At 69.9% G+C, this 26,677-nt stretch carries 25 protein-coding genes; 19 read left to right on the plus strand and 6 right to left on the minus strand.

From position 1 onward, the window contains the following. Positions 1-32 precede the first annotated feature (32 nt). Entirely contained in the window at positions 33-1,121 is a 1,089-nt protein-coding gene (locus tag ACIQF0_RS11670; RefSeq protein WP_401027894.1) for a winged helix DNA-binding domain-containing protein, read from the plus strand. On the opposite strand, the gene ACIQF0_RS11675 is transcribed toward ACIQF0_RS11670, so the two are convergent. Beyond that, a complete protein-coding gene (locus ACIQF0_RS11675) occupies positions 1,110-2,579 on the minus strand; it encodes a molybdopterin molybdotransferase MoeA (protein ID WP_401027897.1) in 1,470 nt (489 codons plus the stop codon). The genes ACIQF0_RS11670 and ACIQF0_RS11675 overlap by 12 nt on opposite strands. Before the next feature lie 62 nt (positions 2,580-2,641). On the opposite strand from ACIQF0_RS11675, the gene ACIQF0_RS11680 reads away from it, so the two are divergent. Beyond that, the gene (locus ACIQF0_RS11680; RefSeq protein ID WP_401027900.1) at positions 2,642-3,883 is read left to right on the plus strand and encodes an MFS transporter; all 1,242 of its coding nucleotides are present in this window, start codon (positions 2,642-2,644) and stop codon (positions 3,881-3,883) included. A 390-nt stretch (positions 3,884-4,273) separates the two neighbouring features. Continuing rightward, on the plus strand, positions 4,274-5,113 hold the full coding sequence (gene fdhD, locus ACIQF0_RS11685; RefSeq protein ID WP_401027903.1) for a formate dehydrogenase accessory sulfurtransferase FdhD: 840 nt from the start codon (positions 4,274-4,276) through the stop codon (positions 5,111-5,113). Here the strand turns inward: fdhD and ACIQF0_RS11690 are convergent. After that, positions 5,110-5,583 carry an NUDIX hydrolase gene (locus tag ACIQF0_RS11690; protein ID WP_401027906.1) on the minus strand — a complete coding sequence of 158 codons (474 nt, stop codon included), beginning with the start codon at positions 5,581-5,583 and terminating at the stop codon, positions 5,110-5,112. The genes fdhD and ACIQF0_RS11690 overlap by 4 nt on opposite strands. Positions 5,584-5,673: 90 nt before the next feature. On the opposite strand from ACIQF0_RS11690, the gene ACIQF0_RS11695 reads away from it, so the two are divergent. From ACIQF0_RS11695 to ACIQF0_RS11710, 4 genes are read left to right on the plus strand one after another with little or no spacing between them, the layout of a single operon-like run. Then, a complete protein-coding gene (locus ACIQF0_RS11695; protein WP_401027909.1) occupies positions 5,674-6,543 on the plus strand; it encodes an ABC transporter ATP-binding protein in 870 nt (289 codons plus the stop codon). Position 6,544: 1 nt separating this feature from the next. Then, positions 6,545-7,612, plus strand: coding sequence for an ABC transporter permease (locus tag ACIQF0_RS11700; RefSeq protein ID WP_401027912.1), 1,068 nt, complete (start codon positions 6,545-6,547; stop codon positions 7,610-7,612). Between the two features lie 4 nt (positions 7,613-7,616). Then, entirely contained in the window at positions 7,617-8,528 is a 912-nt protein-coding gene (locus tag ACIQF0_RS11705) for a Gfo/Idh/MocA family protein (protein WP_401027915.1), read from the plus strand. 32 nt (positions 8,529-8,560) lie between these two features. Next, positions 8,561-9,664, plus strand: coding sequence for a macrolide family glycosyltransferase (locus ACIQF0_RS11710; protein WP_401027917.1), 1,104 nt, complete (start codon positions 8,561-8,563; stop codon positions 9,662-9,664). Here the strand turns inward: ACIQF0_RS11710 and ACIQF0_RS11715 are convergent. Continuing rightward, positions 9,639-10,481, minus strand: a complete 843-nt coding sequence (locus tag ACIQF0_RS11715; RefSeq protein WP_401027919.1) for an alpha/beta fold hydrolase — start codon at positions 10,479-10,481, stop codon at positions 9,639-9,641. The two genes, ACIQF0_RS11710 and ACIQF0_RS11715, sit on opposite strands and share 26 nt — an antisense overlap. A 108-nt stretch (positions 10,482-10,589) precedes the next feature. Between ACIQF0_RS11715 and ACIQF0_RS11720 the strand changes: the two genes are divergently transcribed. Beyond that, entirely contained in the window at positions 10,590-11,309 is a 720-nt protein-coding gene (locus tag ACIQF0_RS11720; protein ID WP_401027922.1) for an SDR family NAD(P)-dependent oxidoreductase, read from the plus strand. Here ACIQF0_RS11720 and ACIQF0_RS11725 read toward each other — a convergent pair. Continuing rightward, complete coding sequence (locus ACIQF0_RS11725) at positions 11,272-11,871, minus strand: DedA family protein (RefSeq protein ID WP_401027924.1); 600 nt, start codon at positions 11,869-11,871, stop codon at positions 11,272-11,274. The two genes, ACIQF0_RS11720 and ACIQF0_RS11725, sit on opposite strands and share 38 nt — an antisense overlap. 88 nt (positions 11,872-11,959) lie before the next feature. Here ACIQF0_RS11725 and ACIQF0_RS11730 point away from each other — a divergent pair, with 88 nt between their 5' ends. The 7 genes from ACIQF0_RS11730 to ACIQF0_RS11760 all read left to right on the plus strand — a co-directional run bounded on the left by ACIQF0_RS11730 (position 11,960) and on the right by ACIQF0_RS11760 (position 17,724). Continuing rightward, positions 11,960-14,071 (plus strand): helix-turn-helix domain-containing protein, encoded by a 2,112-nt coding sequence (locus ACIQF0_RS11730; RefSeq protein WP_401027927.1) that lies wholly within the window; start codon positions 11,960-11,962, stop codon positions 14,069-14,071. Positions 14,072-14,163: 92 nt separating this feature from the next. After that, positions 14,164-15,237 carry a hypothetical protein gene (locus tag ACIQF0_RS11735; RefSeq protein ID WP_401027930.1) on the plus strand — a complete coding sequence of 358 codons (1,074 nt, stop codon included), beginning with the start codon at positions 14,164-14,166 and terminating at the stop codon, positions 15,235-15,237. Further along, complete coding sequence (locus tag ACIQF0_RS11740) at positions 15,234-15,536, plus strand: hypothetical protein (protein ID WP_401027933.1); 303 nt, start codon at positions 15,234-15,236, stop codon at positions 15,534-15,536. Before ACIQF0_RS11735 ends, ACIQF0_RS11740 begins: the two co-directional genes overlap by 4 nt. Beyond that, positions 15,533-16,285 (plus strand): ESX secretion-associated protein EspG, encoded by a 753-nt coding sequence (locus ACIQF0_RS11745; RefSeq protein ID WP_401027936.1) that lies wholly within the window; start codon positions 15,533-15,535, stop codon positions 16,283-16,285. Before ACIQF0_RS11740 ends, ACIQF0_RS11745 begins: the two co-directional genes overlap by 4 nt. Further along, positions 16,245-16,508, plus strand: a complete 264-nt coding sequence (locus tag ACIQF0_RS11750; RefSeq protein ID WP_401029910.1) for a YbaB/EbfC family nucleoid-associated protein — start codon at positions 16,245-16,247, stop codon at positions 16,506-16,508. Before ACIQF0_RS11745 ends, ACIQF0_RS11750 begins: the two co-directional genes overlap by 41 nt. Continuing rightward, the gene (locus ACIQF0_RS11755; protein WP_401027939.1) at positions 16,505-16,804 is read left to right on the plus strand and encodes a type VII secretion target; all 300 of its coding nucleotides are present in this window, start codon (positions 16,505-16,507) and stop codon (positions 16,802-16,804) included. The genes ACIQF0_RS11750 and ACIQF0_RS11755 overlap by 4 nt, the downstream gene beginning before the upstream one ends. Further along, positions 16,801-17,724 (plus strand): hypothetical protein, encoded by a 924-nt coding sequence (locus ACIQF0_RS11760; RefSeq protein WP_401027942.1) that lies wholly within the window; start codon positions 16,801-16,803, stop codon positions 17,722-17,724. Before ACIQF0_RS11755 ends, ACIQF0_RS11760 begins: the two co-directional genes overlap by 4 nt. A 102-nt stretch (positions 17,725-17,826) precedes the next feature. On the opposite strand, the gene sucD is transcribed toward ACIQF0_RS11760, so the two are convergent. Next, positions 17,827-18,705 carry a succinate--CoA ligase subunit alpha gene (gene sucD / locus ACIQF0_RS11765; protein WP_401027945.1) on the minus strand — a complete coding sequence of 293 codons (879 nt, stop codon included), beginning with the start codon at positions 18,703-18,705 and terminating at the stop codon, positions 17,827-17,829. Beyond that, complete coding sequence (gene sucC, locus ACIQF0_RS11770) at positions 18,705-19,805, minus strand: ADP-forming succinate--CoA ligase subunit beta (protein ID WP_401027948.1); 1,101 nt, start codon at positions 19,803-19,805, stop codon at positions 18,705-18,707. Before sucC ends, sucD begins: the two co-directional genes overlap by 1 nt. A gap of 127 nt (positions 19,806-19,932) precedes the next feature. Between sucC and ACIQF0_RS11775 the strand changes: the two genes are divergently transcribed. From ACIQF0_RS11775 to ACIQF0_RS11790, 4 genes are all read left to right on the plus strand, one after another. Further along, on the plus strand, positions 19,933-21,618 hold the full coding sequence (locus tag ACIQF0_RS11775) for a thiamine pyrophosphate-binding protein (RefSeq protein WP_360035950.1): 1,686 nt from the start codon (positions 19,933-19,935) through the stop codon (positions 21,616-21,618). Positions 21,619-21,628: 10 nt separating this feature from the next. After that, positions 21,629-22,858, plus strand: coding sequence for a formyl-CoA transferase (gene frc / locus ACIQF0_RS11780; RefSeq protein ID WP_401027952.1), 1,230 nt, complete (start codon positions 21,629-21,631; stop codon positions 22,856-22,858). A 21-nt stretch (positions 22,859-22,879) separates the two neighbouring features. Further along, positions 22,880-25,027 carry an acetate--CoA ligase family protein gene (locus ACIQF0_RS11785; RefSeq protein WP_401027955.1) on the plus strand — a complete coding sequence of 716 codons (2,148 nt, stop codon included), beginning with the start codon at positions 22,880-22,882 and terminating at the stop codon, positions 25,025-25,027. 243 nt (positions 25,028-25,270) lie between these two features. Then, on the plus strand, positions 25,271-26,677 hold the full coding sequence (locus ACIQF0_RS11790) for an Nramp family divalent metal transporter (RefSeq protein WP_360035942.1): 1,407 nt from the start codon (positions 25,271-25,273) through the stop codon (positions 26,675-26,677).

A 26,677-nucleotide genomic window follows, 5' to 3' on the forward strand; every position in this document is an offset into this window, starting at 1 on the left:
GGGACTGGAGCGCGGCCCGCCAGACTGTCCTGATGGACATCGCGGCGCTGCGCCTCGGCAACATCGGGCGGCTCCAGTCGGCGGAGGACGTCGTCCGCTCACTGGGAGCCGTGCAGGGCCAGGACTACGGCCAGTCGCTGTGGGCGATCGGCCTGCGCACGGCGGATGGGCGCATCGCCGACGTCGAGGAGGCGCTGCAGGCCGGACGCGTCGTCCGCACGTGGCTGATGCGCGGCACGATCCACTACGTCCTGGCCGAGGACGTCCGGTGGATGCTGGGCCTGTTCGGCGCCCGCGACCTCGCCAGGCTCACACCCAAGGCGTGGCAGTACCACCACATGACGCCCGAGCTGATGTCGTTGGCGCGCAAGACGTTCGTGGAGGCGCTCACCGGCGGCGGCTGCCTCACCCGGCGCGAGATGATCGACCTGATGGCGGGCGTCGGCATCCCGGACGACCGGCAGCAGAGCTACTTCACCTTCATCCATCTCGCCCAGGAGGGCCTGGTGGTGCCGGGACCGCCGCGCGGCAAGGAGCAGACCTTCGTGCTGCTGGACGAATGGGCGCCGAAGCAGCGTTCGCTCGAAGGCGACGAGGCGATGGCCGTGCTGGCGTCGCGGTTCTTCGGCAGCCACGGCCCGGCGACGCTCGCGGACTTCGCGAACTGGTGCGGCATCGGCGTGCGCGAGGCCTCCCGCGGACTGGAGGCGGTGAAGCACGAGCTGGTGTGCGAGACGTTCGACGGCAAGGAGTACTGGCTGCCGCCGGACCTCACGCCGGGCTCGGGCGCGTTCGTGCTGCCCGCGTACGACGAGCTGGTGATCGGGTACAAGGACCGCAGCGCGTTCTTCACCCGCTACGACGAGATCCCGATCTCCACGTACAACGGCATGTTCTACGCGACGATCATCGAGGACGGCCAGATCGCGGGACTGTGGCGGCGGGTCATGAAGAAGACCTCGGTGGACGTGGAACTGCGGCCGCTGCCGGGGTTCGACGTCGACCGGCTCGCCGAGCACACCGCCCGGTTTGGCGACTTCCTCGGACTGCCGGTGCGGACCGTCGTGAAGGACGCGCCCGAGGCCGGTTCGTCGAAGGTCAGCTGGCGTTCACGCAAGTAGCTCCACCTCGCCGCCCTGGTGGCCGGGCGGGACGACCGCGAGGGCGTCCGCCAGTGCCGCGCCCCGGAGCGAACCGGGGCGGTCGTGGCCGACCGGGGTGGCCGCGTTGCCATGCCTGGTGACCGGGATCAGGCGGGTGTCGCGGGGGTGAGCGTTCACATCGCTCAGGTGGGCCGTGACCGGTGGGCGGGTGGTGTGGCCGCCGAGGATGTCCAGCAGCGGGTGGAGCAGGGTCAGGACTGCGGCGAGGGCGGCGAACGGGTTGCCGGGCAGGCCTACCACGCATCTGCCGTCGGGTAGGACGGCTAGCAGCATCGGGTGGCCGGGGCGGCAGGCGACGCCGCTGACCAGGATCTCGGCGTCGAGGTCGAGCAGGACCCGGCGGAGGTGGTCGGCCGGGCCCACCGAGGTGGCGCCGCAGGTGACCAGGACGTCGGCCTGGTTGAACGGGAATGCGTTGGCGTGGGTGGACGGATCGTCGGACTGGGGAGCGTAGGCGAGGGCGGACGGATCGCCGGACTGGGGAGCGTAGGCGAGAGGGGAAGGGTCGTCGGGCTGGAGGGCGTTGGCGAGGGGGGACGGGTCGTCGAACCGGAGGGCTCGGGCGAGCGCGGACGGGTCGTCGCGCAGGTGGGTGGTGCCGATCAGGTCCGCTCTGGCGAGCAGACCGGGGAGCATCGGGCCGATGGCGTCGCGGACCCGGCCTGGCCTGGGTGGGCCGGTGTGGAGGAGTTCGTCGCCGGTGACGATCACGGCCACCCGCGGGCGGCGGTGGGCCAGGAGGGTGTCGTGGCCTGCTGCGGCGGCGAGGCCCAGGACGGCGGGGGAGATGAGGGAACCGGCGGGGATCAGCTCGTCGCCCGCTGACCAGTCCTCGCCTCGGCGGCGGATGTGCTTGCCCGGCGGAGGGACCTCGTGCTGGTGGGTGTGGCCGTCGAGCGGCAGGCCTTCGCAGCGGGGATCCGCCGGTGGATCTTCGGGTCGGTGAGTGTGGTGGCCGGCCGGATCGTCGTGCCGTCGGCGATCGTGGCTGCCGGACAGGTGACCTGTGGGCTCGCGGCGGTCGCCGGCGCGGTGACGTGGTGCCTGTCGATGTTGCGCGTCCGCGGTGTGCCGGAGCAGCGTGCCGTCGACGGAGCAGCGCTCCACCGGGACCACCGAACGCGACCCGTCCGGCACCGGCGCGCCCGTGGCCACGCCGAACGCCTCGCCGGAGCGCAGCACCACCAAGGGCACCGGGTCTCCCGCCGCCACGCGTCCCACGACGGTCCACGGGCCGGGGCCCGCCACCGCGTAGCCGTCCATCGCCGACGTGTCGCAGGTCGGCTGGCTGGTGAGGGCGCGCACGGTCGAGGCGAGTGCGAGGCCCAGGGCGTCGGGCAGGGCTCGTTCGGCCGCGTCCAGTGGTTTGGCGGCTTCGCGTGCTGTCTGGCGGGCGAGCGTCCAGGGCATGTTCATCAGGGCTCCCGTGGTATAGCCTACCGAATACTGTATGCAATCCTCGGGACGGGGTGAAGGGCATGTCGGTCGCGACTTACGTCCGGGATCACGTCGGCAGGCTCTACCGGGTGGGGGAGACCGACGTCGAAGCGTCGGGGCGTTCGCGCCGCACGGTGCTGTGGGCCGCTTGGGCGGCGATGCTCGCGGCCGGCATCGGGCAGTACGGGTTCGGGGCGCTGATCCCCCAGTTGCAGGACCGGTGGAGTGTGCCGGAGTTGTTCTGGGCACTGGCGTTGTGGACCGTCTGTCAGGCGGGCACGGCGTTTCCGGTGGCCTGGCTCAGAGAGCGGAAGAGGCTGACGTCCACCGGCGCGATGTGGATCGGCGCGATCCTGTGCGGCGCCGGGCTTCTGACGCTCGGGCAGGGGCAACTGGTCGGGTACGCCGTCCTCGGCGGCATCGGCGCCGGGCTGGTCTACGCGACGTGCCTCGGCACGGTCGTCCGCTGGTATCCGGAGCGCGTGACGCGGAAGGTCGCGTTCGTCAGCGGGGCGTTCGCGTACGGGTCGGTGCCGTTCGTGCTGGCGGCCGGGATCTTCTTCGGTGGCGGGTTCCTGACGCAGGCCGGGATCGCGATCGCCGTGGTCGTGGCGGTGGCGGGCGCGGTGCTGAAGGACCCGCCCGAGCACTGGTGGCCGCCGCACATCCCGCCGCGCGAGTGGGCGCTCGACCGGGCGCGCGTGCCGAACCGGTCTGCTCTCAAGGAGTTCCGGACGCACGAGGCCATGCGGTGCGGCACGTTCTGGTGGCTGTACGGCGGTGTGGCGTTCGCGGCGGCTGTTTCGCTTTACGACCTGGCGTACCTGCCGCTGTTCGTCGGCGACGAGGTGCTCGGGGCCGTCGCACTGGCGACGCTGGCCGCGGCGACGGGCACCGGGCGCGTGCTGGTCGGGTGGATCTCCGACCGGGTCGGGCGGCGGAAGGCGCTGGTCTGGACGCTGGCGACCGGTGGGCTGGCGCAGTTCGTATTGCTGTACTCCCAGAACGTGCCAGGGCTGCTCATCGGCGCCACGCTCGCGGGTCTCGGCACCGGCTGCTGCTACTCGTTGCTGGTCGGCGTCACCAGGGAGTACTTCGGCGAGACGAACGGCGCGCAGAACTTCGGCGTCCTCTACACCGCCAAGGCCGCGGGGGCGTTGATCGCCGCGATCGTCCTCGCGTCACAAGGACCCACGTTCGCGTTCATCGCGGCGGGCGTGCTCGGACTGGCGGGCGCGGTGCTCACCGGGCACCTGTCGCAACCGGGAAGGCCACGCCTGTGAGCCGCCTGCCGCGGCTCTCGAAAGGCTGGCACCAGACGCCCGCGGACGGCTGCTGCCTGATGGAACTGACGTCGGTGCTCGCGGGCGAGGTGTGGTCGGACCGGCCCGCCTGCGTGCACCCGGTGCTGGCGTGCGTGGCCCGATGCGTCAACGACCAGTCCACAGACGACGGACGCCGAAAGCTCTTGCCGTTCGCCACCAAGGTGATCGGGACGCGGAAGGCACCCGCCGAACGTCTGATAGCGCACTGCACGAGCAGGGCCGGGATCGTCGCGCCGAGGTGGTGGCCGCGCAACTGGGTCGTGGCCAAGGCGGTCAGGGCGATGTCCGGGGACGAGGTGTTGCGGCGCCTGCTCGACGAGTGCGTCGCGATCTGCTGGGAGGTAAGGCATGGGACGAGTGACGAGCAGGCGGCGCGTCGTGCGGTTGGTGGACGACGCGGTCACCGTGCGACCGGACACGCTGGCGGTCGAGGAACCACTGGAGATCCGCGTGCGGGGCAAGTCCCTCGCCGTGACCATGCGCACGCCGGGTGACGACTTCGACCTCGCCGCGGGCTTCCTGGTCAGCGAGGGCGTGGTGCGCGCGCCGTCCGACATCGCGTCGATCCGCTACTGCGCCGGCGCCACGGCGGACGGCAGCAACACCTACAACGTCCTCGACGTCGGGCTCGCGGACGGCGTCGCGCCACCGGACCCGTCGATCGAACGCAACTTCTACACCACCTCTTCGTGCGGCTTGTGCGGCAAGGCGAGCCTGGACGCCGTGCGCACCGTGGCGACCTGGCAGGTCGCGGCCGACCCGATCCGCCTCGACCCGAAGCTGATCACCGAGTTCCCGACGAAACTCCGTGCCGCGCAACGGGTCTTCGACCGCACCGGCGGCCTGCACGCGGCCGGTCTGTTCGACGCCCAGGGCAACCTCCTGTGCCTGCGCGAGGACGTCGGCCGCCACAACGCGGTCGACAAGGTCGTCGGCTGGGCCACGCGCGGCGGACGGCTGCCGCTGACGAGCACCGTGCTGATGGTGAGCGGCCGGGCGTCGTTCGAACTGGTGCAGAAGGCGGTCATGGCCGGGATTCCCGTGCTCACGGCGGTGTCCGCGCCGTCGTCGCTCGCCGCCGACCTGGCAGAGGAGATGGGCGTGACGCTGATCGGCTTCCTGCGCGGGACGTCGATGAACGTCTACACCGGCGGGCACCGGCTGGGGGTCACCGCCGGAGTCCGCTAGTGCAGGACCAAGCCGCCGACCGGGACCGCAGCGACATGCCCGGTCGGCGGCATCCCCAGGGCGAGCGCGAGTCCGACGTCGACCAGCGCGGCCCTGCGCAGAGCGGCTACGTCGGCCAGCGGTGTCCACACAGGATCGACGGTCGCCCCGTTCGGCTCCGGCCGCGGTTCGCCGGTGATCCGGACCGCGTAGAAGACACCGATGTTCTGGTGCGGCCCCTTTTCCGGCATGTGGCGCTCGGCCGCGGGGATGAACCGGGAGTCCACGCCGAGCAGCCGTTCGACCTCGCCGGCGCACCCGGTCTCCTCGGCGACCTCCCGGACCACGGCGTCGAACGGGTCCTCGCCGTGCTCCACCGCGCCACCGGGCAGCGACCAGTGGCCCTCGTCGAACGCTGATGTGCAACGAACGAGCAGCACGCGGTCGTTCTCGATGCTCACGGCGTAGGCGGCCAGCCGGAAGGTCGTCATGCGGGGCACGTTAGCCCGTAAGGGGTCCTCCGCGAGGATGATGCCGCGCGGCGGACGCGATCTTGAACGCCGCGACCTACCGTTCTCCCCATGTTGACTGTCAGGGGGATCAGCCGGAGCTTCGGCGATCACAAGGTGCTCGACGAGGTGAGCTTCGACGTCCGGCCCGGCCGGATGACGGGCTTCCTGGGCGCCAACGGGTCGGGCAAGACGACCACCATGCGCATCGTGCTGGGGGTGCTCGCCGCCCACGGGGGAGCGGTGAGCTGGCAGGGGGCCGAGGTCGGGCCGCAGAACCGGCCCGACTTCGGTTACATGCCGGAGGAGCGCGGGCTCTACCCGAAGATGAAGGTGCGCGACCAGATCACGTGGCTGGCGCGGTTGCACGGCATGGACCGCGAGACCGCGCAGCGCAACACCGACGCGCTGCTGGCGGACCTGGAGCTGACCGACCGGGCCGGGGACCGGCTCGAGGAGTTGTCGCTCGGCAACCAGCAGCGCGTGCAGATCGCGGCCGCGCTGGTGCACGACCCGGCCGTGCTGATCCTGGACGAACCGTTCTCCGGCCTCGACCCGATCGCCGTCGAGACCGTGCTGGACGTGCTGCGCAAGCGGGCGGCGGGCGGCGTGCCGGTGTTGTTCTCGAGCCACCAGCTGGCGATCGTGGAACGGCTCTGCGACGACGTCGTGATCATCTCAAAGGGACGGATCGTGGCCAACGGGTCACGCGAGGAGCTGCGCGTCAAGCACGCGGGCGAGCGGCACGAGATCGTCGTGCAGGAGGACGCGGGCTGGGTGCGCGACGTGCCCGGCGTCCGGATCCTGGAGCTCGATGGGCCGCGCGCGGTGTTCGAGGCGGAACCCCAGCAGGTGCTCAGGGCGGCACTGGACCGCGGCGAGGTCCGCTCGTTCACGCCGGTCGTGCCCACGCTGGACGAGATCTTCAGGGAAGTGATCTGACATGGCTCGCGCCTCCTTCAGCCAGGCGACGTGGCTCGTCGCCGAACGTGAGATGAAGACCCTGGTCGGTACCAAGGGCTTCTGGATCGGCTTCCTCTTCACGGTCGTCGGGTTGTTCGCGCTCACGATCCTGCCGACGGTGTTCGGCGGCGACGACCCCAAGGTCGCGGCGGTCGGTTCCGCCGTGCAGACGTTGCAGGGCAAGGCACTCGACGTGCAGGAGGTCGGCAGCGTCCAGGAGGCCGCCGACCTGGTCAGGGCCGACGACGTCGACGCCGCCATCGTGCCGGACGGCGCCGGGATCAAGGTCCTCGCGCTCAACAGCCCGCCCAACGGCGTGATCCGCCAGCTCGTCGAGTCGCCCCCGGTGGAGTTGCTCGAGGCCTCGGCGGTGACGTCCGGCCAGCGCTCCGTCACGGTGATCGTGTTCGGGCTGGTGTTCCTCATGTTCGGCATGGGCGGCGCGGCCATCGCGCAGAGCACCGTGACCGAGAAGCAGACGCGGATCGTGGAGATCCTCGTGTCGACCGTGCCGGTGCGGGCGCTGCTCGCCGGCAAGATCCTCGGGCACACGATCCTGACGCTCCTCCAGGTCGTCGTCCTGGCGCTCGCGGCACCGATCGCGTTGCGGGTCGCGGGACTCGGCGAACTGCTGGGGGTGGTCGCGCCCGCGCTGGGCTGGTTCATCCCGTTCCTGATGCTCGGGTTCGTGCTGATCTCGTCCATGTGGGCCGTGGCGGGTGCGCTCGTCAGCCGTCAGGAGGACCTCGGCTCGACGATGGGCCTGGTCATGATCGCGGTCATGGGGCCGTACTTCGGCGTGCAGTTCTTCTACGAGAACCCCGTCGTGCTCAAGTGGATGTCGTTCGTGCCGTTCACGGCCGGCGTCGCGATGCCGGTGCGGTTGTTCTCCGAACAGGCCGCGGCGTGGGAGGCGGTCCTCTCGCTCGGCATCCTCGCGGTGACCGTCGTGGTGATCCTGCTGGTCGCGTCGCGGCTCTACACCGGCTCGTTGCTGCAGACCGGTGGGCGGGTGAAGCTCTCCAAGGCCTGGGCACCTGCAGAATAGGCGCATGATCGCTGACCCGATTCGCCTCGCCGTCGTCGGCCTGGGAGCCATGGGCACCCGGATGCTGACGGCGGCGCTGGCACATCCAGACTTCACCGTGGTCGCGGGCGTCGACGTCGCACCCCGCACGCTCGACGTCCCGGTCGTCACGAACCTGGACGACGTGCTGTCCGAAGTGGACGCGGTGTACGTCTCGACGCCACCCGCCTCGCACGCCGAGCTGACCACGAAGGCGTTCCAGGCCGGCAAGGCGGTGTTCTGCGAGAAGCCCCTCGCGGTCGATCTCGCCGAGGCCCGCGCGATGGCCGATGCCGCCCAGGGCCGGCCGAACGCGGTGAACTTCGCGTTGTCCGACATGGTGGCGACGGTCGAGATCGAACGGCGGCTGCCCGAACTGGGCATGGTGCGCGGCATCGAGATCCGGCTGCAGTTCCCCGTCTGGCCGCGCGCGTTCCAGGCGGACGCGACGTGGCTGTCGCGGTCCGAGCAGGGCGGGTTCGTCCGCGAGGTGTTGTCGCACTTCGTCTACCTCACCGACCGGATGCTCGGACCGCTCACCGTCGAGTCGGTGTCGTCGGACTTCCCCGAGCCCGGTGCGGCCGAGGTGGCGTCCCGCGGCGTGCTGCGGGGCGGTGGCGTGCCGGTGCACGTGTCGGCGTTCTCCGGACTGGCCGGGCCCGAGATCTACGAGTGGACCGCCTGGGGCACCGAACGGTCGCTGCGCCTCGACCAGTGGGCCCTGCTGTCCACTTCGGACGGCGGCGCGTGGGAACCCGTGCCGCTGGAGCAGACCGGGTCCGACTACGCGCGGCTCACGCTGTTCGCACAGGCCGTGCGCGGCGAGCACCCGCGTGACCTGGCGGACTTCGCCAGCGGGCTGCGCGTGGCCGAGGTGATCGAGGCCTTCCTGCGGTAAACCGCTTGACCCCGTTCGGCAGGATCGGGCCAATGGGGATCTTGTTCGTCACGCTCGCAGGCCATGGCCACGTCACGCCGACCCTGGCGGTCGTCGAGGAGCTGGCCAAACGCGGCGCCGAGGTCGACTACGCGACCGGCGCCGAGCACGCCGAGGCGGTGATCGGAGCGGGCGCGCGGTGGGTGGAACTTCCCGCGCTGCCCGACTTCCGGCCCGTCACCGCCAACCCGATCGACGAGTGGTTTCCGCACTACTTCCGGGCGATGAGCGCGACCTACCCGGTCCTGCTCGACCGCTGCCGGACCACCGAACCCGACCTGATCTGCTACGACTCCACGAACTGGCCCGCCAGGCTGATCGCGCACGCACTCGGTATACAGGCTGTACGCACGGTGCCGCACACGGCATCCAACGCGCATTACAACCTGATGGACGCGAACCTGGCGCGCTACATCGCCGACGACCTGGTGGAGTTCACCAGCCGGTACGACGTCGAGCTCGACATCCCGAGCACCATCGAGGCACCCGAGGCGTGCAGCATCGTGTTCGTGCCACGGGAGTTCCAGCCTCACGAGGAGACGTTCGACGAGTCGTTCCACTTCGTCGGCCCGGTGCTGGGCAGCAGGCTCGACGAGGAGTGGTCACCGCGCCGCGACGACCTGCCGCTGCTGTTCGTCTCGCTCGGCTCGATCATGAGCGACGCCGGCTTCTACCGGGCCTGTGCAGAGCAGTTCGGCGACGGCGCCTGGCAGGTCGCGATGACCGCCAAGGACGTGGAGAGCACGGGGGAAATCGACGTCCGGCCGTGGTTCCCGCAGCCCGCGGTGTTGAAGCACGCCAAGGCGTTCATCAGCCACGGCGGCATGAACTCCACGATGGAGGCGCTGCACCAGGGCGTGCCGCTGGTCGTCGTGCCGCAGACGCCGGAACAGGTCGCGAACGCCGACCGCGTGGCCGAACTCGGTCTGGGCGAACGGGTCGACGACCACGCGGACCTGCGGGCGGCCGTCGAACGGGTGGCGGCCAGCGGCACGATCCGGCGCAACCTCGACCGGATGCGTGCCGCCATCGCTCACGGCGGTGGCGCCGCGAAGGCCGCCGAGATCATCCTCAGCCGAGCACCTCGCGCAGCCTGACGCCGAACTCCTCCGGCTTGCCCGCGTAACCGAACTCGCCGCCGAGGAAACCACCGTGGTGGCTGGGGAACACGGTGGCTTCCTGGCCGAGCAGCCGTGCCGTGTGGACGGCCGTGCGTCCGGTGAACGCGTCGCCCGTCTCCTCGCCCACGGCGATCACGACGCGCGTGGACGCGGCCGCCAGAGCCTGCACCCGCGGGTAGTAGTCGGTGATGGCGAGCGAGGCGGCGCTGAGCAACGGGTCTTCGCGCTTGCCGTCGTCCTCGGCCGGCATCCCGAACTGCGCGGGATCCGGCAACGGCAGCGCGAAGTACTCGTCGGTGTACTCGCCCTGCCACGAGGTCATGTGCATGAACGCCGCCATGCCCGCGCCCCAGCCCTTGGCCTGGTAGGCGTTCATGAACCCGTCACGGGCCCGGCGCGCCGGGGGAGCGTCGGGCAGGACGTCGATGAGTGGCGGCTCGTGCGCGACGAGCGTGACGACGTCGTCCGGGTAGGCCGCCACCAGTTCGAGGGCCGTGACCGCGCCGCCGCTGGACGCGAACAGGTCGACCGGACCGCCGACGGCCTCGATCACCGCGTGCACGTCGGCGGCCTGGATCTCGGGCGTGTTCTCGGTGCGACCGTCGGAACGGGTGCTGCGGCCGAGCCCGCGCGGGTCGTAGGTGATCACCGTGCGGTCGGGGAACTGCTCGCGCAACGCCACGAAGCCGCTCGCGTCCATCGGCTGGCCGATCATCATCAACGGACGGCCGCCTTCACCGCTCACGTCGTAGGTGATGGCCGCTTTGTCGGTTTCCAGAACGTGCGTTTCCATCGGATTCTCCCCAGCGGAGTAGGTCTGAGCAGCCTAGTCACAGACGTGAAATCCGCTGGGCCAACAGGCCGATCGACCTGCATGTATTCCCCTGTTATCAAAGGTCGCATGACACGAACAGCAGTGGTGACCGGCGGCGGCACCGGCATCGGCAGGGCGGTGGCCGCCCGGCTCGCCGAGCAGGGCCTGGACGTGGTGATCACGGGCAGGCGCGAGGACGTGCTCAAGGCGGCGGCTGGGGAGATCGGCGCACGGGCGGTCGTGTTCGACGCGGCGGATCCGGACTCGGTCGAGGCGGCGCTGAACGACCTGCCGTCCTCAGTGGACGTTCTGGTCAACAACGCGGGCGGCAACATGACCCGCCGCCTGCCCGCGCCGCAGAACCTGACCGACGTGCGGAACCTGTGGCTCGCGAACTACGAGTCCAACGTGATCAGCGCCGTGCTCGTGACGACCGCGCTGGAACCGCGCCTGGCCGACAACGCACGGGTGGTGACGCTCGGTTCGATCGCGGGCCGGCGGGGGTCGGGTGCCTACGGCGCGGCCAAGTCCGCGGTCGAGGCGTGGACGGCGGACCTCGCGTTCGCCGTGGGGGCGAGGGGGATCACGGTCAACGTGGTGTCGCCGGGCGTCACCGAGGACACCGAGTTCTTCGGCGGCACCCTGAGCGAGGAACGGCGCAAGAAGCTCGTCGGCGCTCCGGCGAACGGCCGCGCGGGCACCCCGGCCGACGTGGCCGCGACGATCGCGTTCCTGACCTCACCGGAGGCCGGGCACATCACCGCGCAGGTCATCGGGGTGAACGGCGGAGCTGGCCTCGGACGCTGAACCCGATGACCGCGACCAGCACGACGACGAGCGCGATCCACGAGAACTCCGCGAGGTAGTGCTCGGCGGCTTCTCCTACGAAGTAGACAGCCGCCGTCGTGCCGCCGGCCCACGCGATGCCGCCAGCTGCGTTGGCCAGCAGGAACTTCCCGTAGTGCATGCCCATCGTGGCCGCGAGCGGTCCGGACAGGATCCGCAGCAACGCCACGAACCGGCCGAAGAAGACCGCCCAGGCGCCGTAGCGCTCGAACAGCGCCTGGGCGCGGCCGACCTTGTCCGGACTGAAGTGGCTGGGGAACTTCTCGCCCGCCCAGCCGAAGATCCGCTGCCCGAACCGCTTGCCCAGCGCGTACCCGACGCTGTCGCCGATGATCGCCCCTGCCGACGCGGCGATGCCGACCCACAGCGGGGAGATGCCGTCGTGGTGCGAGGCCATCAGCGCCGCCGCGACGAGCACGACCTCGCCCGGCAGCGGGATCCCCATGCTCTCGACACCGACCACCAGGCCCACGACGACGTAGACCAGCAGCGGTGGAACGGTCTGGAGCCACGAGGTCAGCACATCCGCGATCTTCCTCCAACCGGATGGGTTCGGCCACGAGACACGGCCGTCTCGGTACCCTGCTGATCATCAGGACGAGGGGGCGGTTGTGGCGAGCCAGTTCGGCTTACTGCTGCGTCAGTGGCGGCAGCGGGCCGGCTTGAGCCAGGAGGCGCTCGCCCAGCGCGCTGCCGTTGGCATTCGTACCGTGCGTGGGCTGGAGACCGGCGAACGCACCGATCCACGCATGGGCACCGTGCGCGCGTTGGCCGACGCACTGGAGCTCACCGGCGCCGAACGCACGAAGCTGTTCTCCGCCGCCGGGCGCGACGAACCCGTGGCCGCCGTGGAGCCCGTGCGGTTCGATCCGCTGCACGAGGCCGTCGAGACGTTGAAGGTCGCGATCGAGGCGCGGTGGCGGCGCGAGGAGGAGCAGCGGCAGATCCACGACCCGGTGCCGCTGCCGGTGCGGTGGGACGCGGCGCCCGCGCCGTTGATGGACAGCTGGCTCAACATCGGCGGTGAGGCCGCGCTCGGGGGACGGCTGGACCAGGTCGTCGAGGTGTATCGCGGAGTCGGGTCGCGGCGGTTGGTGGTGCTGGGGCGGGCCGGGTCCGGCAAGACGGTGCTGACCACGCGGTTCGTGCTGGACCTGCTCGGTGCGCGCAACCCGGCCGATCCGGTGCCGGTGATCTTCAGCCTCGGGGCGTGGCATCCCGGACGGACCGGGCTGCGCGACTGGCTCGCCGACCAGCTCACGCGCGATCACCCGTTCCTCGCGGCTCCCGGTCCGAGCGGCGGGACGCTGGCGGCGGCGCTGGTCGACTCGCAGCGGGTGCTGCCGGTGCTGGACGGCTTCGACGAGATCGCGACCGGACTGCACCGGCCCGCGCTCACCGCGCTGAACACCACCACTCTGCCGTTGCTGCTGACCAGCCGGGTGGACGAGTACCGCGACGCGGTCGAGGGCACGGACGTGCTGACGTCGGCCGCCGCGGTCGTGCTGGCCGATCTGACGTGCGACGACCTCGCGGACTACCTGCCGCGCACCACGCGCAAGACCGGGCCGGGCGGCAACGTCTGGAAGCCCGTGCTGGACGAGGTGCGGTGTGGCGGTCCGCTCGCCGAGGTGCTGACGACGCCGTTGATGGTGGCGCTCGCCCGGCGGATCTACAGCGACACCCCCGACCACGATCCGGCCGCGTTGCTGGACCTGCATGAGCCCGACGAGATCGAACGACACCTGCTCAGCAGCTTCGTACCGGCTGTGTACGGGGTGCATGCAGAGCGTGTACGGCCGTGGCTCGGTCATCTCGCCGATCATCTGACCAGGCTCGGAACGCACGACGTGGCGTGGTGGCAGTTCGGTACGTCGTCGGCGGTGACCGGACTGAGCATCGGGCTCGCGGTCGGGGTGGCCGACCTCGTGCTCGAAGCCGTTCTCGTCGGAGCGCTGATCGCCAGGGGCGTGCTGTTCGCGGTCATGATCGGGCTGGTCACCGGGCTGCTGTTCGGGGCGGCGCACCGGTACGTGGTGCGCAGGAACCCGCTCGAACCCGTGCGGACCCGGCTGCGGTGGCGTGGCAGGGCTGGGCGTCGGGTGTGGTCGCGGGGGCTGCTCGGGCTGGCGTTCGGCGGGGCGGTCGGAGCCGCGTACGGGCTGGTGCGCGCGATGGCGTTCTGGCTGGTCACGCCCGATGTTCCGTGGTCGGCCGGGGTGCTGGTCGACATCGGGGTGTTCGGCCTGGTGTTCGGGCTCGGCGCCGCCCTGGTGTTCGCCGTGGTCGCCGCGATGGAGGCGCCGCTCGACGTGCGGTCGGCGGGCAGTCCCGACGGGCTGTTGGAGGCGAACCGGCGCGCGGTGCTCGGACTCGTGGCGGTGATGGTGCCGGTGTTCGCGGTGTTCGTGATGGGTGCCACCGGGGTCGTCGCGAGCGGGCTCACGGCGTTGCGGTTCGAGGTGCTGTGGAGCCCGACGACGGCACTGGCGCTCGGGCTCGTCGGCGGAGTCGGGGGCGGGCTGGCGTACGTGCTGAGCCTGACCGCGTGGGGGCAGTGGGTGGTGTTCGCGCGCGTCTGGTTGCCGTTGACCGGGAAGCTGCCGTGGGGGTTGCCGGCGTTCCTGGACGACGCCTATCGGCGTGGCGTGCTGCGGCGGGCCGGTGCGGTCTACCAGTTCCGGCACGCGCGCCTGCAGGAGCATTTCGCGCGTTTGCGCTGATCAGGTGGACCGGCCACAAGTGGCCGGTCGTCTGGCCTGTTCCCTCGTTTGGCCCGGTGTGATCGTTTGCCGGGACGAAGGGGGAACCAGGGGTGTCAGGCATCAACTGGGAGGCGTACAGCCATGAAGAGTTGCACCGGATGCTGTGGCAGGACGCTGATGTAGCGGACGTGAGCACCGTCGCCGACGAGTGGACGCGGCACCGCGCCGCGTTGGACGCGCACGCCGAGGTGCTCCGGGAGCAGCGGACCGCGTTGCTCGACGGGTGGGCGGGGGCCGCGGCGGAGGAGGCCGCAGCTCGGCTGGGGGCACTGGCCGAGCGGGTCGAGAAGATCAGCGAACTGGCCGTTGCCGGGCAGAAGGCCGCGCAGGACTCGGCGGACGCGCTGGCCGCGGCCCGTGCCGCGATGCCGCCGCCACCGGCTCCCGGGACGACGATGCCGGCGTTCGCGGGGCTGCCCCCTGCTCCGGCGCCCTTCGCGCCGGCCTCGTTCGCGCTTCCGAGCGCTCCTGCGCCGTTGGGCTTGCCGACCGCGCCCGCTTCGTTCGCGCCCGCGCCGTTCACACTGCCGAGCGCGCCCGCGCCGATGGCCCTGCCGAGCGCTCCGACCATGGCCGCCGGAGCCACCTCGGGCTTCTACTTCTACTTCGGCGCAGCCTCGGCCGACCAGCAGAAGGCCCAGGCGGTCCGGGCGATGCAGACCTACGAGTCGAGCCTCAACGGCAGCGGCCGTCTCATCGACGACGCCCGCGGCAACATCCCGCAGGCCGCGCCCACGCCGCGTGGGGCGGCCACGGCACAGGTGAAGACGCCCAGCTCAGGCGGTGTGCCGTGGCAACGCCTCGTGGGCGGCGGCAGCGGCGGTGGCTCGGTGGCGACGACCCGAGGCCCGGTGATCGGCGCCGCCACCCCGGTCAGCCAGCAGCTCACCCCGGGCATGCGTGCGGGGGTGGTGTTCGGTCAGCACGGCGGGATCGCCGCGTCCGGAACGCTCACCGCCGACCCGAGAACCTCGGCCCAGAACAACGCGATGGGCGCGCCGCCGCCGGGTGGAGCACGCAAGGACGAGGACGAACAGCACGAGAACCAGATGCCGACGCTCGACCACGACCTGTTCGCGGTGACCGAGCGCGTGTCTCCGGCGGTCATCGGGGAGGAACAGTGACCGGCTACGAGGTCTCGCCCGACCAGTTGCAGGACCGGGTGAAGACGCTGAGCAGGCTGGCCGAGCTGACCGGCGACCTGGTGTCGACGGCGAGCAGGCTGGCGGAGCGGACGCCGTTGCTCGGCACCGCCCCGCCCGCCCAGGACCTGTCGCGCCGGCTCAAGGACGCCGGGTCGGGGCTCGCCGGAGAGGTGAGCGCCGCCGAACGGGAGGTGCGCGAGTTCCGGCAGATGCTCGCGGAGATCAGGACCACGTACGCCGAGACCGACGCCGACCAGGCGCGTAAGGCGGCACGATGATCGCCTTCGACCTCGTGGAGATGGACCTGCTCGCCACGCACGCCGGGGTGCGCTGGCCGTTCCCGCTGCGGGTGCCGTCGTTCGGAAAGCTCGCGGACGAACGCGCGACCCTCCTCGCCGAGGCGGGCCACGGGTTGCAGGCGCGTGGCCTGGCGGCATCGCACGGCCCGACGGGCATGGCCGCCGAACTGGTCACCGCGCTGCACGAGCACACGGCCGTGGTCGACCTCGTCGTGCCGGGAACGGGCGCGGTCGCGATGGTCTACGGCGACGGCGCGCTGGTGTGCACGCAGACCGAGAGCACGGTCCGGGTGACGCACGTCGAGGCGGAGACGCTCGGCGACGAACTCGTGGCGTTGATCCCGGAGTCGAGGCCCGCGCAGCTCATGCCGATCACCCTGCCGCCCGGCGCCGGACTCGACCTGGAGGTCACCGGGCAAGGCCAGGCGGGCGTGATCAGGGGCGGGCAGCGGCAGGAAGTGTCCTGGTTGGACAGTGCGGGCGGACGGGTCAGGGTCGACGCGGGCGACGACGGCTGGGTCAGCGTCAACCCGTTGCGGCACCACGACCTGGTCCGGTTGATCGGTGAGCTCGCCGCGGTCGCGCGAGCCTGGAAGAGGGGGAGAAGTGGATCCAGCACAGTGGCTGGCGGACTACCAGGAACGCCTGGAGCGCGTCGCGTACAGCGCGCGGTCGGCGAGCGCGAGCCTGGCCGAGGTCGGGGCCAAGGCGACCTCGCCACGCGGTGAGGTCACGGTGACCGTGAACGCGGGCGGCGTGCTCGGCGACGTCACGCTGACGCCGGCGGCGCGCAAGCTCGACGTCGACGCGCTCGCGATGCTGATCGTCAGCACCGCGCGGGAGGCACAACGGCTGGCGAGCGCGCGGATGACCGAGGTGATGGCGGACTACCTCGGCGAGAGCGACGCCCTGCACCAGATCACGAGGCACCTGCCGGAGGCCGTGCGATGAGCTTCACCGCCGACCACGAGCAGTTGCGGCGCCACGCCACGACGTTGACCGGGTGCGCCGACCAGCTGTCCGAGACCGGAACCCGGCTGCCCGACCAGCTCGGTCAGGAGTCGCTCGGCTCGTTCGCACAGTTCCTCACCACGGGCCTGAGTGGTCCGATGGGGGAGACGATGGGCGCCTTCGCGCACGTCGCGTCCACAATGGACAAGGTCGGGGAGGGTATGCGGCGCACCGCCGAGAACTACCAGCGCACCGACGAGCGCAACGCCGAGAGCATCACGGGGGCCGGCCGATGACCGCCACCGCGACGGACGCGGGCACGATCGCCGCGCTGCTGAACGAACTCCGCACCACCACGAACGCCATCGCGGGCGACGAGTGGCTGTCGTCCGACCTCGCCGCCACGCCCAAGGCCCAGATGAGCGAGCTGGGCTCGAACGGGAAACCGTTGCAGGCACTGGACAGCGCGGGCGTCGGATTCCTCACGCCGATGATCTCCTTCCTGGAGGAGCCGCTCAACCAGTTGCGCGGCAACCCGGACGGCGTGCGCCAGGGTGCGGGCGAGTTCCAGAACGCGAGCAAGGCCGCGACCACCCTCGCCGGCGAGTACGGCGCGAAGGCGAGCAGCGAGACCGACAGCTGGACCGGCGAGAGCGCGGCCGAGTACGCCAAGACCGGCAAGGAGATCGTCGACGGCGTGCTGTCCGTCGCCGAGACGGCGCTCACCAACGCCACCGCGCTGATCAAGGCGGGCGAGGTGGTCGCGCAGGTCGTCGCCGAGGTGACGCGGCTGATCGCCGAGGCGGTCGGCAAGATCGTGCCGATCATGACCCAGGCGATCGCGGCGGCGGCCGCGACGTTCGGGCAGAGCATCGCCGTGGCGATCCCGCAGTGCGTGCAGATCGCCGTGGAGTGCGGGGCGCAGATCGCGGCCAAGCTCGGTGAGCTGCTGGCCAGCGGCGAGAACCTGATCAAGCTGGTCGAGGGTGCGCAGGCCGTGCTGAAGATCGTGAAGCAGGCGATGTCGGTGATCGGGGACAAGGCCGAGGGGGGCTCGGCCGAGTCCGCTTCCTCGACCGGCAAGGCCTCGACCGGCACCACGCCCGGCCGTGCGGAACTGCCGACCGTCTCGGCCCGCACTGAGGCGGACCGGGACAGCCGACTCGTCAGCCGGTCCGCATCGGGGTCGGACCGGGCAGAGCAGCCCGTCGGTTAGGGCGCGGTCGTCCCGGCCCGCAAGGAGGCGGACCGGGACAGCCGGCCTGCCGCCCGCGGCCGTCTCGGCCCGCGCCCTGGCGGACCGAGACGGCCGGTTCGGCTAGCTGGTCAGGATCGCCCTGGCCAGGGCGGCGGTCTCCGACGGCGTCTTGCCGACCTTGATCCCCACCGCCTCCATGGCCAGCTTCTTGGCCTCCGCCGTGCCCGAGGACCCCGAGACGATGGCGCCCGCGTGGCCCATCGTCTTGCCCTCGGGCGCGGTGAAGCCGGCGACGTAGCCGACCACGGGCTTGGACACGTTGTCCCGCACGAACTCCGCCGCCCGTTCCTCCGCGTCGCCGCCGATCTCGCCGATCATCACGATCAGCTCGGTGTCCGGGTCCGCCTCGAACGCCTCGATGGCGTCGATGTGCGTGGTGCCGACGATCGGGTCGCCACCGATGCCGACGCACGTGGTGAAGCCGAAGTCCTTCAGCTCGTGCATCAGCTGGTACGTCAGGGTTCCGGACTTCGACACCAGGCCGATCGAGCCGGGTTTGGTGATGTCGGCGGGGATGATGCCCGCGTTGGACTTGCCGGGGCTGATGATGCCGGGGCAGTTCGGGCCGATGATCCTGGTGGACTTACCGGCCGCGTGTGCCCAGAAACGTGCCGTGTCGTGGACCGGGACGCCCTCGGTGATCACCACGGCCAGGCCGATGCCCGCGTCGACGGCCTCGATCACCGCGTCGCCGGTGAAGGCGGGCGGGACGAAGAGCACCGACACGTTCGCGCCGGTCTCCGCCATCGCCTCGGCGACCGTGCCGAACACCGGCAGCGTCACGTCGTCGAAGCCGACGGACGTGCCGGCCTTGCGCGCGTTGACGCCGCCGACGACCTGCGTGCCGGCCGCGAGCATGCGGCGGGTGTGCTTGGCACCCTCCGAGCCCGTCATGCCCTGCACGATCACGCGGCTGTTCTCGTCGAGGAAGATCGCCATCAGGACTCCTTGCCAGCGAGAGCGGCGGCACGGCCCGCCGCGTCGTCCATCGTGTGCGCCACGGTGATCAGCGGGTGTCGTGCCTCGTCGAGGATGCGGTGGCCCGCGTCGGCGTTGTTGCCGTCGAGCCGGACGACCAGCGGTTTGTCCGCGCGGTCGCCGAGCATGCCGAGGGCCTGCACGATTCCGTTGGCCACCGCGTCGCACGCGGTGATGCCACCGAACACGTTCACGAACACGCTGCGGACCGCCGGGTCCGAGAGGATCACGTCGAGGCCATCTGCCATCACCTGGGCCGAGGCGCCGCCGCCGATGTCGAGGAAGTTCGCGGGTGCGGCACCGGCCAGCGCCACGACGTCCAATGTGGACATGACGAGCCCCGCGCCGTTGCCGATGACACCGACGGTGCCGTCGAGCTTGACGTAGTTCAGCCCCTTCTCGGCGGCCCGCACCTCCAGCGGGTCACCGACAGCGCTGTCCGAAGGCCGAGAGTGCCGGAACGACGCGTTGTCGTCCAGCGTCACTTTCCCGTCCAGAGCGACGATTCGGCCGTCCTTGGTGCGTGCCAACGGGTTCACCTCGACCAGCGTCGCGTCCTCGGACACGAAGACCTTCCACAGAGCGGAAGCGACGGCGTTCACTTCCGCGGCGACAGACGGTGGGAACACCGCCGATGCGTCGAAGGACGAAGCTGGCATTCGAGTGATGGAGTCCGCCATCTCCTCGATCTCCACGCCACCGGTCGCCGAGGCCATGCCGATGAACGTCCTGTTGGCACGATCAAGCAGGAACGACAGGTAGTACTCCTCGGCGATCTCGCTCGCCTCGGTGACCAGGACCTTGTGCACGGTGTGGCCCTTGATGTCCATCCCCAGGATGGCGGTGGCCGCGCCGAGAGCTTCGTCGGGCGTCGAAGCGAGTTTGATGCCGCCGGCTTTGCCGCGCCCGCCGGTCTTCACCTGAGCCTTCACGACGACAGTGCCGCCGAGCCTGGAGGCGGCCTCGCGCGCGGACTCAGGAGTGTCCGCCACGAAACCACGCGGAACGGGCACCCCGTGCCGCTCGAAGAGGTCCCGCGCCTCGTGTTCGAAAAGATCCACCGTCTACGTCCTCTCGCCGAAAACTTGCGGCCATCTATGGACATCCGGTTGGTAGCGGAGTAACGATATGCCTACCTCATACGGTATGCAATCTACAGTCGAAGCGCCAAAGGGGAGCTGATCGCCGATGACGAGTTCCGCGGAGCCGGAGTCGATTTCTGGAGGCCACCTGGTGGCCAAGGCGCTCAAAGCCGAGGGCGTCGACACCATCTTCACGCTGTGCGGCGGGCACATCATCGACATCTACGACGGCTGCGTGGACGAGGGCATCGCCGTCATCGACGTCCGGCACGAGCAGGTCGCGGCGCACGCGGCCGACGGTTACGCCCGCATCACCGGCAAGCCCGGTTGCGCCGTCGTCACGGCGGGCCCGGGCACCACCGACGCCGTCACGGGCGTCGCGAACGCGTTCCGCGCGGAGAGCCCCATGCTGCTGATCGGCGGCCAGGGCGCGTTGAGCCAGCACAAGATGGGCTCACTGCAGGACCTCCCGCACGTGGACATGATGACGCCGATCACGAAGTTCGCGGCCAACGTCCCGCACACCGCCCGCATCGCGGACATGGTGTCGATGGCGTTCCGCGAGGCCAACGCCGGCGCGCCGGGCCCGTCGTTCCTGGAGATCCCGCGGGACGTCCTGGACGCCAAGGTGCCGGTGAGCACGGCACGAGTACCGGAGGCGGGCCACTACCGCGCGTCCACGCGCAGCGTCGGTGACCCGGCGGACATCGAGAAGCTCGCGGACCTGTTGGTGCACGCCAAGAAACCCGCGATCCTGCTGGGCAGCCAGGTGTGGACGACGCGGGCCACGGACTCCGCGATCGACCTCGTCCGCACCCTCAACATTCCCGCCTACATGAACGGGGCGGGCCGCGGCACCCTGCCGCCCGGCGACCCGCACCACTTCCAGCTGTCGCGCCGCTACGCCTTCGACAACGCCGACGTCATCGTGATCGTCGGAACCCCGTTCGACTTCCGGATGGGCTACGGCCGAAGGCTTTCCGCGAACGCGACGGTCGTCCAGATCGACCTCGACTACCGCACCGTCGGCAAGAACCGCGACGTCGACCTCGGCATCGTCGGTGACGCCGACCTGGTCCTGTCCAGCGTCACTGCGGCAGCGTCGGGCCGTGAGGACAACGGCGCGATGGGCCGCAAGGTGTGGTTGGAGGAACTGCAGGCGGTCGAGGAGAAGGCCCGGCAGAAGCGTTCGGAACACCTGCTCTCCGAGGACATGCCGATCCACCCGTACCGGCTGGTGAGCGAGATCAACGACTTCCTCACCGAGGACTCCATCTACATCGGCGACGGCGGCGACGTCGTCACGTTCTCCGGTCAGGTCGTGCAGCCCAAGTCGCCGGGCCACTGGATGGATCCCGGTCCTCTCGGGACACTCGGCGTCGGCATCCCGTTCGTGCTGGCCGCGAAACTGGCCAGGCCGGACAAGGAGGTCGTGGCCCTGTTCGGCGACGGCGCGTTCAGCCTCACCGGCTGGGACTTCGAGACGCTGGTCCGCTACAACCTGCCGTTCGTCGGCATCGTCGGCAACAACTCGTCGATGAACCAGATCCGCTACGGCCAGGCGGCCAAGTACGGGCTGGAGCGCGAACGCGTCGGCAACACGCTGGGCGACGTCCGCTACGACCAGTTCGCCAAGATGCTCGGCGGCTACGGCGAGGAAGTGCGCGACCCCAAGGACATCGGGCCCGCTCTGCAACGTGCCCGCGAGTCGGGCAAGCCCTCGCTGATCAACGTGTGGATCGACCCCGACGTGTACGCGCCCGGAACCATGAACCAGACGATGTACAAGTAGGTGAGCTGACATGGCCAAGGCCCTGGAGGGCGTCAAAGTCCTCGACATGACGCACGTGCAGTCCGGACCGTCGTCGACCCAGCTGCTCGCCTGGCTGGGCGCGGACGTCATCAAGCTGGAAACGCCGGGACGGGGGGACATCACCCGCGGCCAGCTGCGCGATCTGCCCGAAGTGGACAGTCTGTACTTCACGATGCTCAACTGCAACAAGCGGAGCATCACCCTCAACATGAAGGCCCCTGAAGGAAAAGAGGTCTTCGAGAAGCTCATCGGCGACGTCGACGTCCTCGTCGAGAACTTCGGCCCCGGCGTCGTCGAGCGGTTCGGTTACCCGTGGGAGAAGCTGCAGGCGCTCAACGAGAAGCTCATCTACGCGTCGATCAAGGGCTTCGGGCCCGGCCGCTACGCCGACTTCAAGGCGTACGAGGTGATCGCGCAGGCGATGGGCGGCTCGATGAGCACCACCGGGTTCGAGGAGGGGCCGCCGCTCGCCACCGGCGCGCAGATCGGCGACTCGGGCACCGGCATCCACCTGGTGGCCGCGATCCTGGCCGCGCTGTACCAACGGACCAACACCGGACGCGGCCAGCGCGTCCAGGTCGCGATGCAGGACGCCGTCCTGAACCTGTGCCGGGTGAAGCTGCGCGACCAGCAGCGGCTCACCCACGGGCCGCTGGGGGAGTACCCGAACGAGCAGTTCGGGGACGAGGTGCCCCGCTCCGGCAACGCATCCGGTGGTGGCCAGCCCGGCTGGGCGGTGCGCTGTGCCCCCGGCGGCCCCAACGACTACATCTACGTGATCATCCAGCCCGTCGGCTGGGCCCCGCTGACCGAACTGATCGGCAGGCCCGAACTCGCCGAGGACCCGGCCTGGAACACGCCCGAGGTCCGGCTCTCCAAGCTGGACAAGGCGTTCGCGCTGATCGAGGAGTGGACGGAGAAGCACACCAAGTGGGAGGTGATGGACAAGCTCAACGCCCACAACATCCCGTGCGGACCCATTCTGTCCACAAAGGAGATCATCGAGGACGAGACACTGGCGGAGCTCGGCACCGTGGTCGAGGTCGAGCACCCCGAACGCGGCTCGTTCAAGACGGTCGGCAACCCCCTCAAGCTCTCCGACAGCACGGTCGAGGTCCTGCGGCCGCCGTTGCTCGGTGAGCACAACGACGAGGTCCTCGGAGCACTCGGTTACAGCGCGGACCGCCTCGCGGGACTGCGCGCCGCCGGCGTCATCTAATCCTCAGGGGAGAAGAATCTCATGCCGGACAACGGCTACGACCGCGCCGCGGTCGAGAACGTACTCGCGAAGGTGCGGGCGGAGGGACGGTCGTCGCTCACCGCACCGGAGGGCAAGAGGGTCTGCGACGCCTACGGGATCGCGACCCCGGCCGAGGCGCTGGCGAAGTCGTCGGAGGGCGCCGTCGCGTTCGCCGAGGAGATCGGCTACCCGGTCGTGCTCAAGATCGTCTCACCGGACATCCTGCACAAGACCGAGGCCGGCGGTGTGCTGGTGGGCCTCAAGAACGGGGCCGAGGTCGCCGAGGGCTACCGCACGATCATCCACAACGCCAAGAACTACCAGGCGGACGCGGACATCACCGGCGTCCAGGTCCAGCAGCAGCTGCAGTCCGGGAAAGAGGTCCACGAGGTCATCGTGGGCGCCACCACCGACGAGACGTTCGGCAAGATCGTCGCGTTCGGCCTCGGCGGCATCCTGGTCGAGGTGCTCAAGGACGTCACGTTCCGGCTGGCGCCGACGAGCAACGCCGAGGCCCTCTCCATGGTCAACGGCATCGCGGCGGCGGAGATCCTCCGCGGTGTCCGCGGCGCCGAGGGCGTCGACGCGGACAAGCTCGCCGACCTGATCCACCGCGTCTCGGACCTGGTCACGGACTTCCCGCAGCTGGCCGAGGTCGACCTGAACCCCGTGCTGGCAACGCCTTCCGGTGCCACCGCGGTCGACGTCCGCATCCTGGTGGACGAGGACGCCGCCAAGGAGCCGCACCGGTTCACCCAGGACGAGATCCTCGCCTCGATGAACCGGATCATGAGGCCGAACGCCGTTGCCGTGATCGGTGCCTCGAACGAAGAGGGCAAGATCGGCAACTCGGTGATGAAGAACCTCGTCAACGGCGGCTACCAGGGCGAGATCTACCCGATCAACCCCAAGGCGGACGAGATCCTCGACCGCAAGGCGTTCGCGAGCATCGCCGACGTGCCGGGAGACATCGACGTCGCGGTGTTCGCCATCCCGGCCAAGTTCGTGCCGGCGGCGTTGGAGGAGGTCGGCAAGAAGGGCGTCGGCGGCGCGATCATGATCCCGTCCGGCTTCGGCGAGACGGGCAACATCGAGCTGCAGGACGAGATCGTCGCGATCGCGCGCAAGCACGGAGTGCGCATCCTCGGCCCGAACATCTACGGCTACTACTACACGCCGGAGAACCTCTCAGCGACGTTCTGCACGCCGTACGACGTCAAGGGCGGCGTCGCCCTCACGTCGCAAAGTGGCGGAATCGGAATGGCGATCCTCGGATTCAGCCGTTCCGCCGGCATGGGCGTCTCGTCGATCGTCGGTGTGGGCAACAAGGCCGACATCGACGAGGACGACCTGCTGACGTTCTTCGAGTCCGACCCGAACACCCAGCTCGTCGCGATGCACCTGGAGGACCTCAAGGACGGCCGGTCCTTCGCGGAAACGGCGAAACGCGTCTCGGAAAAGAAACCGGTCGTGGTCCTCAAGGCGGGACGGACCGACCAGGGTGCCAAGGCCGCGAGCTCGCACACCGGCGCACTGGCCGGCAACGACCGGGTCTACGACGACATCCTCAAGCAGAGCGGCGTGATCCGCGCACCCGGCCTGAACGACCTGCTGGAGTACGCGCGCGGAATCCCGCTGCTGGCCACGCCCAAGGGCGAGAACGTCGTCATCATCACCGGCGCGGGCGGCTCGGGCGTGCTGCTCTCGGATGCCTGCGTGGACAACGGGTTGTCGCTCATGAGCATCCCGGACGACCTGGACGCGGCGTTCCGGAAGTTCATCCCGCCGTTCGGCGCGGCGGGCAACCCCGTCGACATCACCGGCGGCGAACCCCCTTCGACGTACCGGAACACCATCGCGCTCGGTCTCGCCGACGACCGCATCCACTCGTTGATCCTCGGCTACTGGCACACCATCGTCACGCCACCGATGGTGTTCGCGAAGCTCGTGGTCGACGTAGTGGAGGAGTACCGGGCGAACGGAATCCACAAGCCGGTCGTCGCCTCGCTCGCGGGCGACGTCGAGGTCGAGGAAGCAAGTGAGTACCTGTACCGGAACGGAGTGGTTGCGTACCCGTACACAACGGAGAAGCCTGTCGCGGTACTGGGTGCCAAATACCGGTGGGCCCGTGCTGCCGGCTTGCTGTAGATAAGTCGTGAGTGGTCGTTGGTCTTGGGAGAGACCGGCGACCACTTTGCGGCAGTGCAAGGAGAGATGGCCCGTCCGCGACCGTGAACACGCCCACGGTCGCGAACCCGCCAGGGAGGTCAACGAAGACAGCCGGTCCTCTGGAGGTTGTTAACCGTGGATGATCCAAATCTGGCAGCTCGCACGGAAACCAGCACGCCACCTGAGAAGGAGCGCGTCTGGGCCGCGGGCAAGCTGGAAGCGATGCCCATCAGGAAACTTCCCGACGCACCACCGTCGATCCACCTGCTCGGTCCCACGGTGTTCCTGGTGGCTCTTGGCGTGGGCATGGGCGAGTCCTACATGTGGCCCCGCCTGGTGCTGGTCTTCGGACCGGACATCAGGTGGCTCTTCCTGATCGGCGTCACGCTGCAGGCCGTCGTCATGCTCGAGATGGCGCGGTACGCGATGGCGACGGGGGAGAGCATCTTCTTCGGCGCCGCACGCGTGTTCAAACCGATCATGTGGTTCTTCTTCGTGGTCGCGATACTCGTCTACATCTGGCCGGGCCATCTCTCCGCCGGAGCGGCGGCCCTGGAGAAGATCACCGGCATACCCTGGACGGTGTCGGCGTGTGTCGGACTGATCCTGGTCGGGGTGCTGTTCAGCCTCGCCAAGGTCATCTACAACCTGCTCGAGAACCTGCTGTCCATCCTCATCGGACTGCTCGTCGTCAGCACCTCCGTGGTGGCGGCGATGGTCGGCACGTGGGGCGACCTGACCAGCACCCTGACCGGCATGCTCCAGTTCGGGTACTTCCCGGCCCAGGCCATGTCGCCGGAGTGGTTCCCGATCATCGTCGGTTCGATCGCGTTCGCCGGGCCGTCCGGCATGCAGCAGATGTGGTACACGCTGCACCTGCGCGACAGCGGTGCCGGCATGGGCGCGCACATCCCGAAGGTCCGCGGGCTGCGGCACGCGGGCGAGGAGGAGAAGATGCCGGCCCGCGGCTTCATGTTCGACACCGAGGACAAGGCGGAACTCGCGAAGTGGAAGGGCTGGCGGCGCTGGGTCACGTTCGACGCGCTGCTGCTGTTCTGGGGCATCACGATGCTCGTCACGGTTTCTTTCACGGTCCTCGCGCAGTCGGCTTCACGGACCAGTCCGGACGTCAAGGCGCTCATCGAGTCCGGTGAGCGGGAAGCCGCGTTGAACGCCATGTCGGACGCCTTCGCGTCGGCGGGTGGACCGGTGCTCGGCGCGGTGTTCCTCGGGTTCATCGCGTTGATCGGCCTGAACGCCACGCTGGGTCTGTTCGACTCGTTCTCGCGCGGCCAGGCGGACATGACGTACCACTTCGTGAAGGGTGCGAAGAGGTTCCGCATGTCGCACCTCTACGCGGGATTCCTCTGGGGTGTCATCACCTTCGGCATCCTGATCCTGCTGTTCGGACCCGCCGACGGACCGGGCGCGATCCTCGACGTGCTCGCGTTCCTGTCGACGTTCGCCATGGGCGCCTACTGCGTGGTGCTCCTGCTGGTGAACAACCGGATGCTGCCCAAACCCATCCGCCCCAAGCTGGTCACGAACCTCATCATCGGCTTCGGAGCGTTGTTCTACCTGGGCATGCTGTTCTTCAGTCTCATCAAGTTCGGAGTAGTGGTGGGCTGA

This window comes from Lentzea sp. NPDC092896, assembly GCF_044754905.1.
Classification (GTDB): Bacteria; Actinomycetota; Actinomycetes; order Mycobacteriales; family Pseudonocardiaceae; genus Lentzea.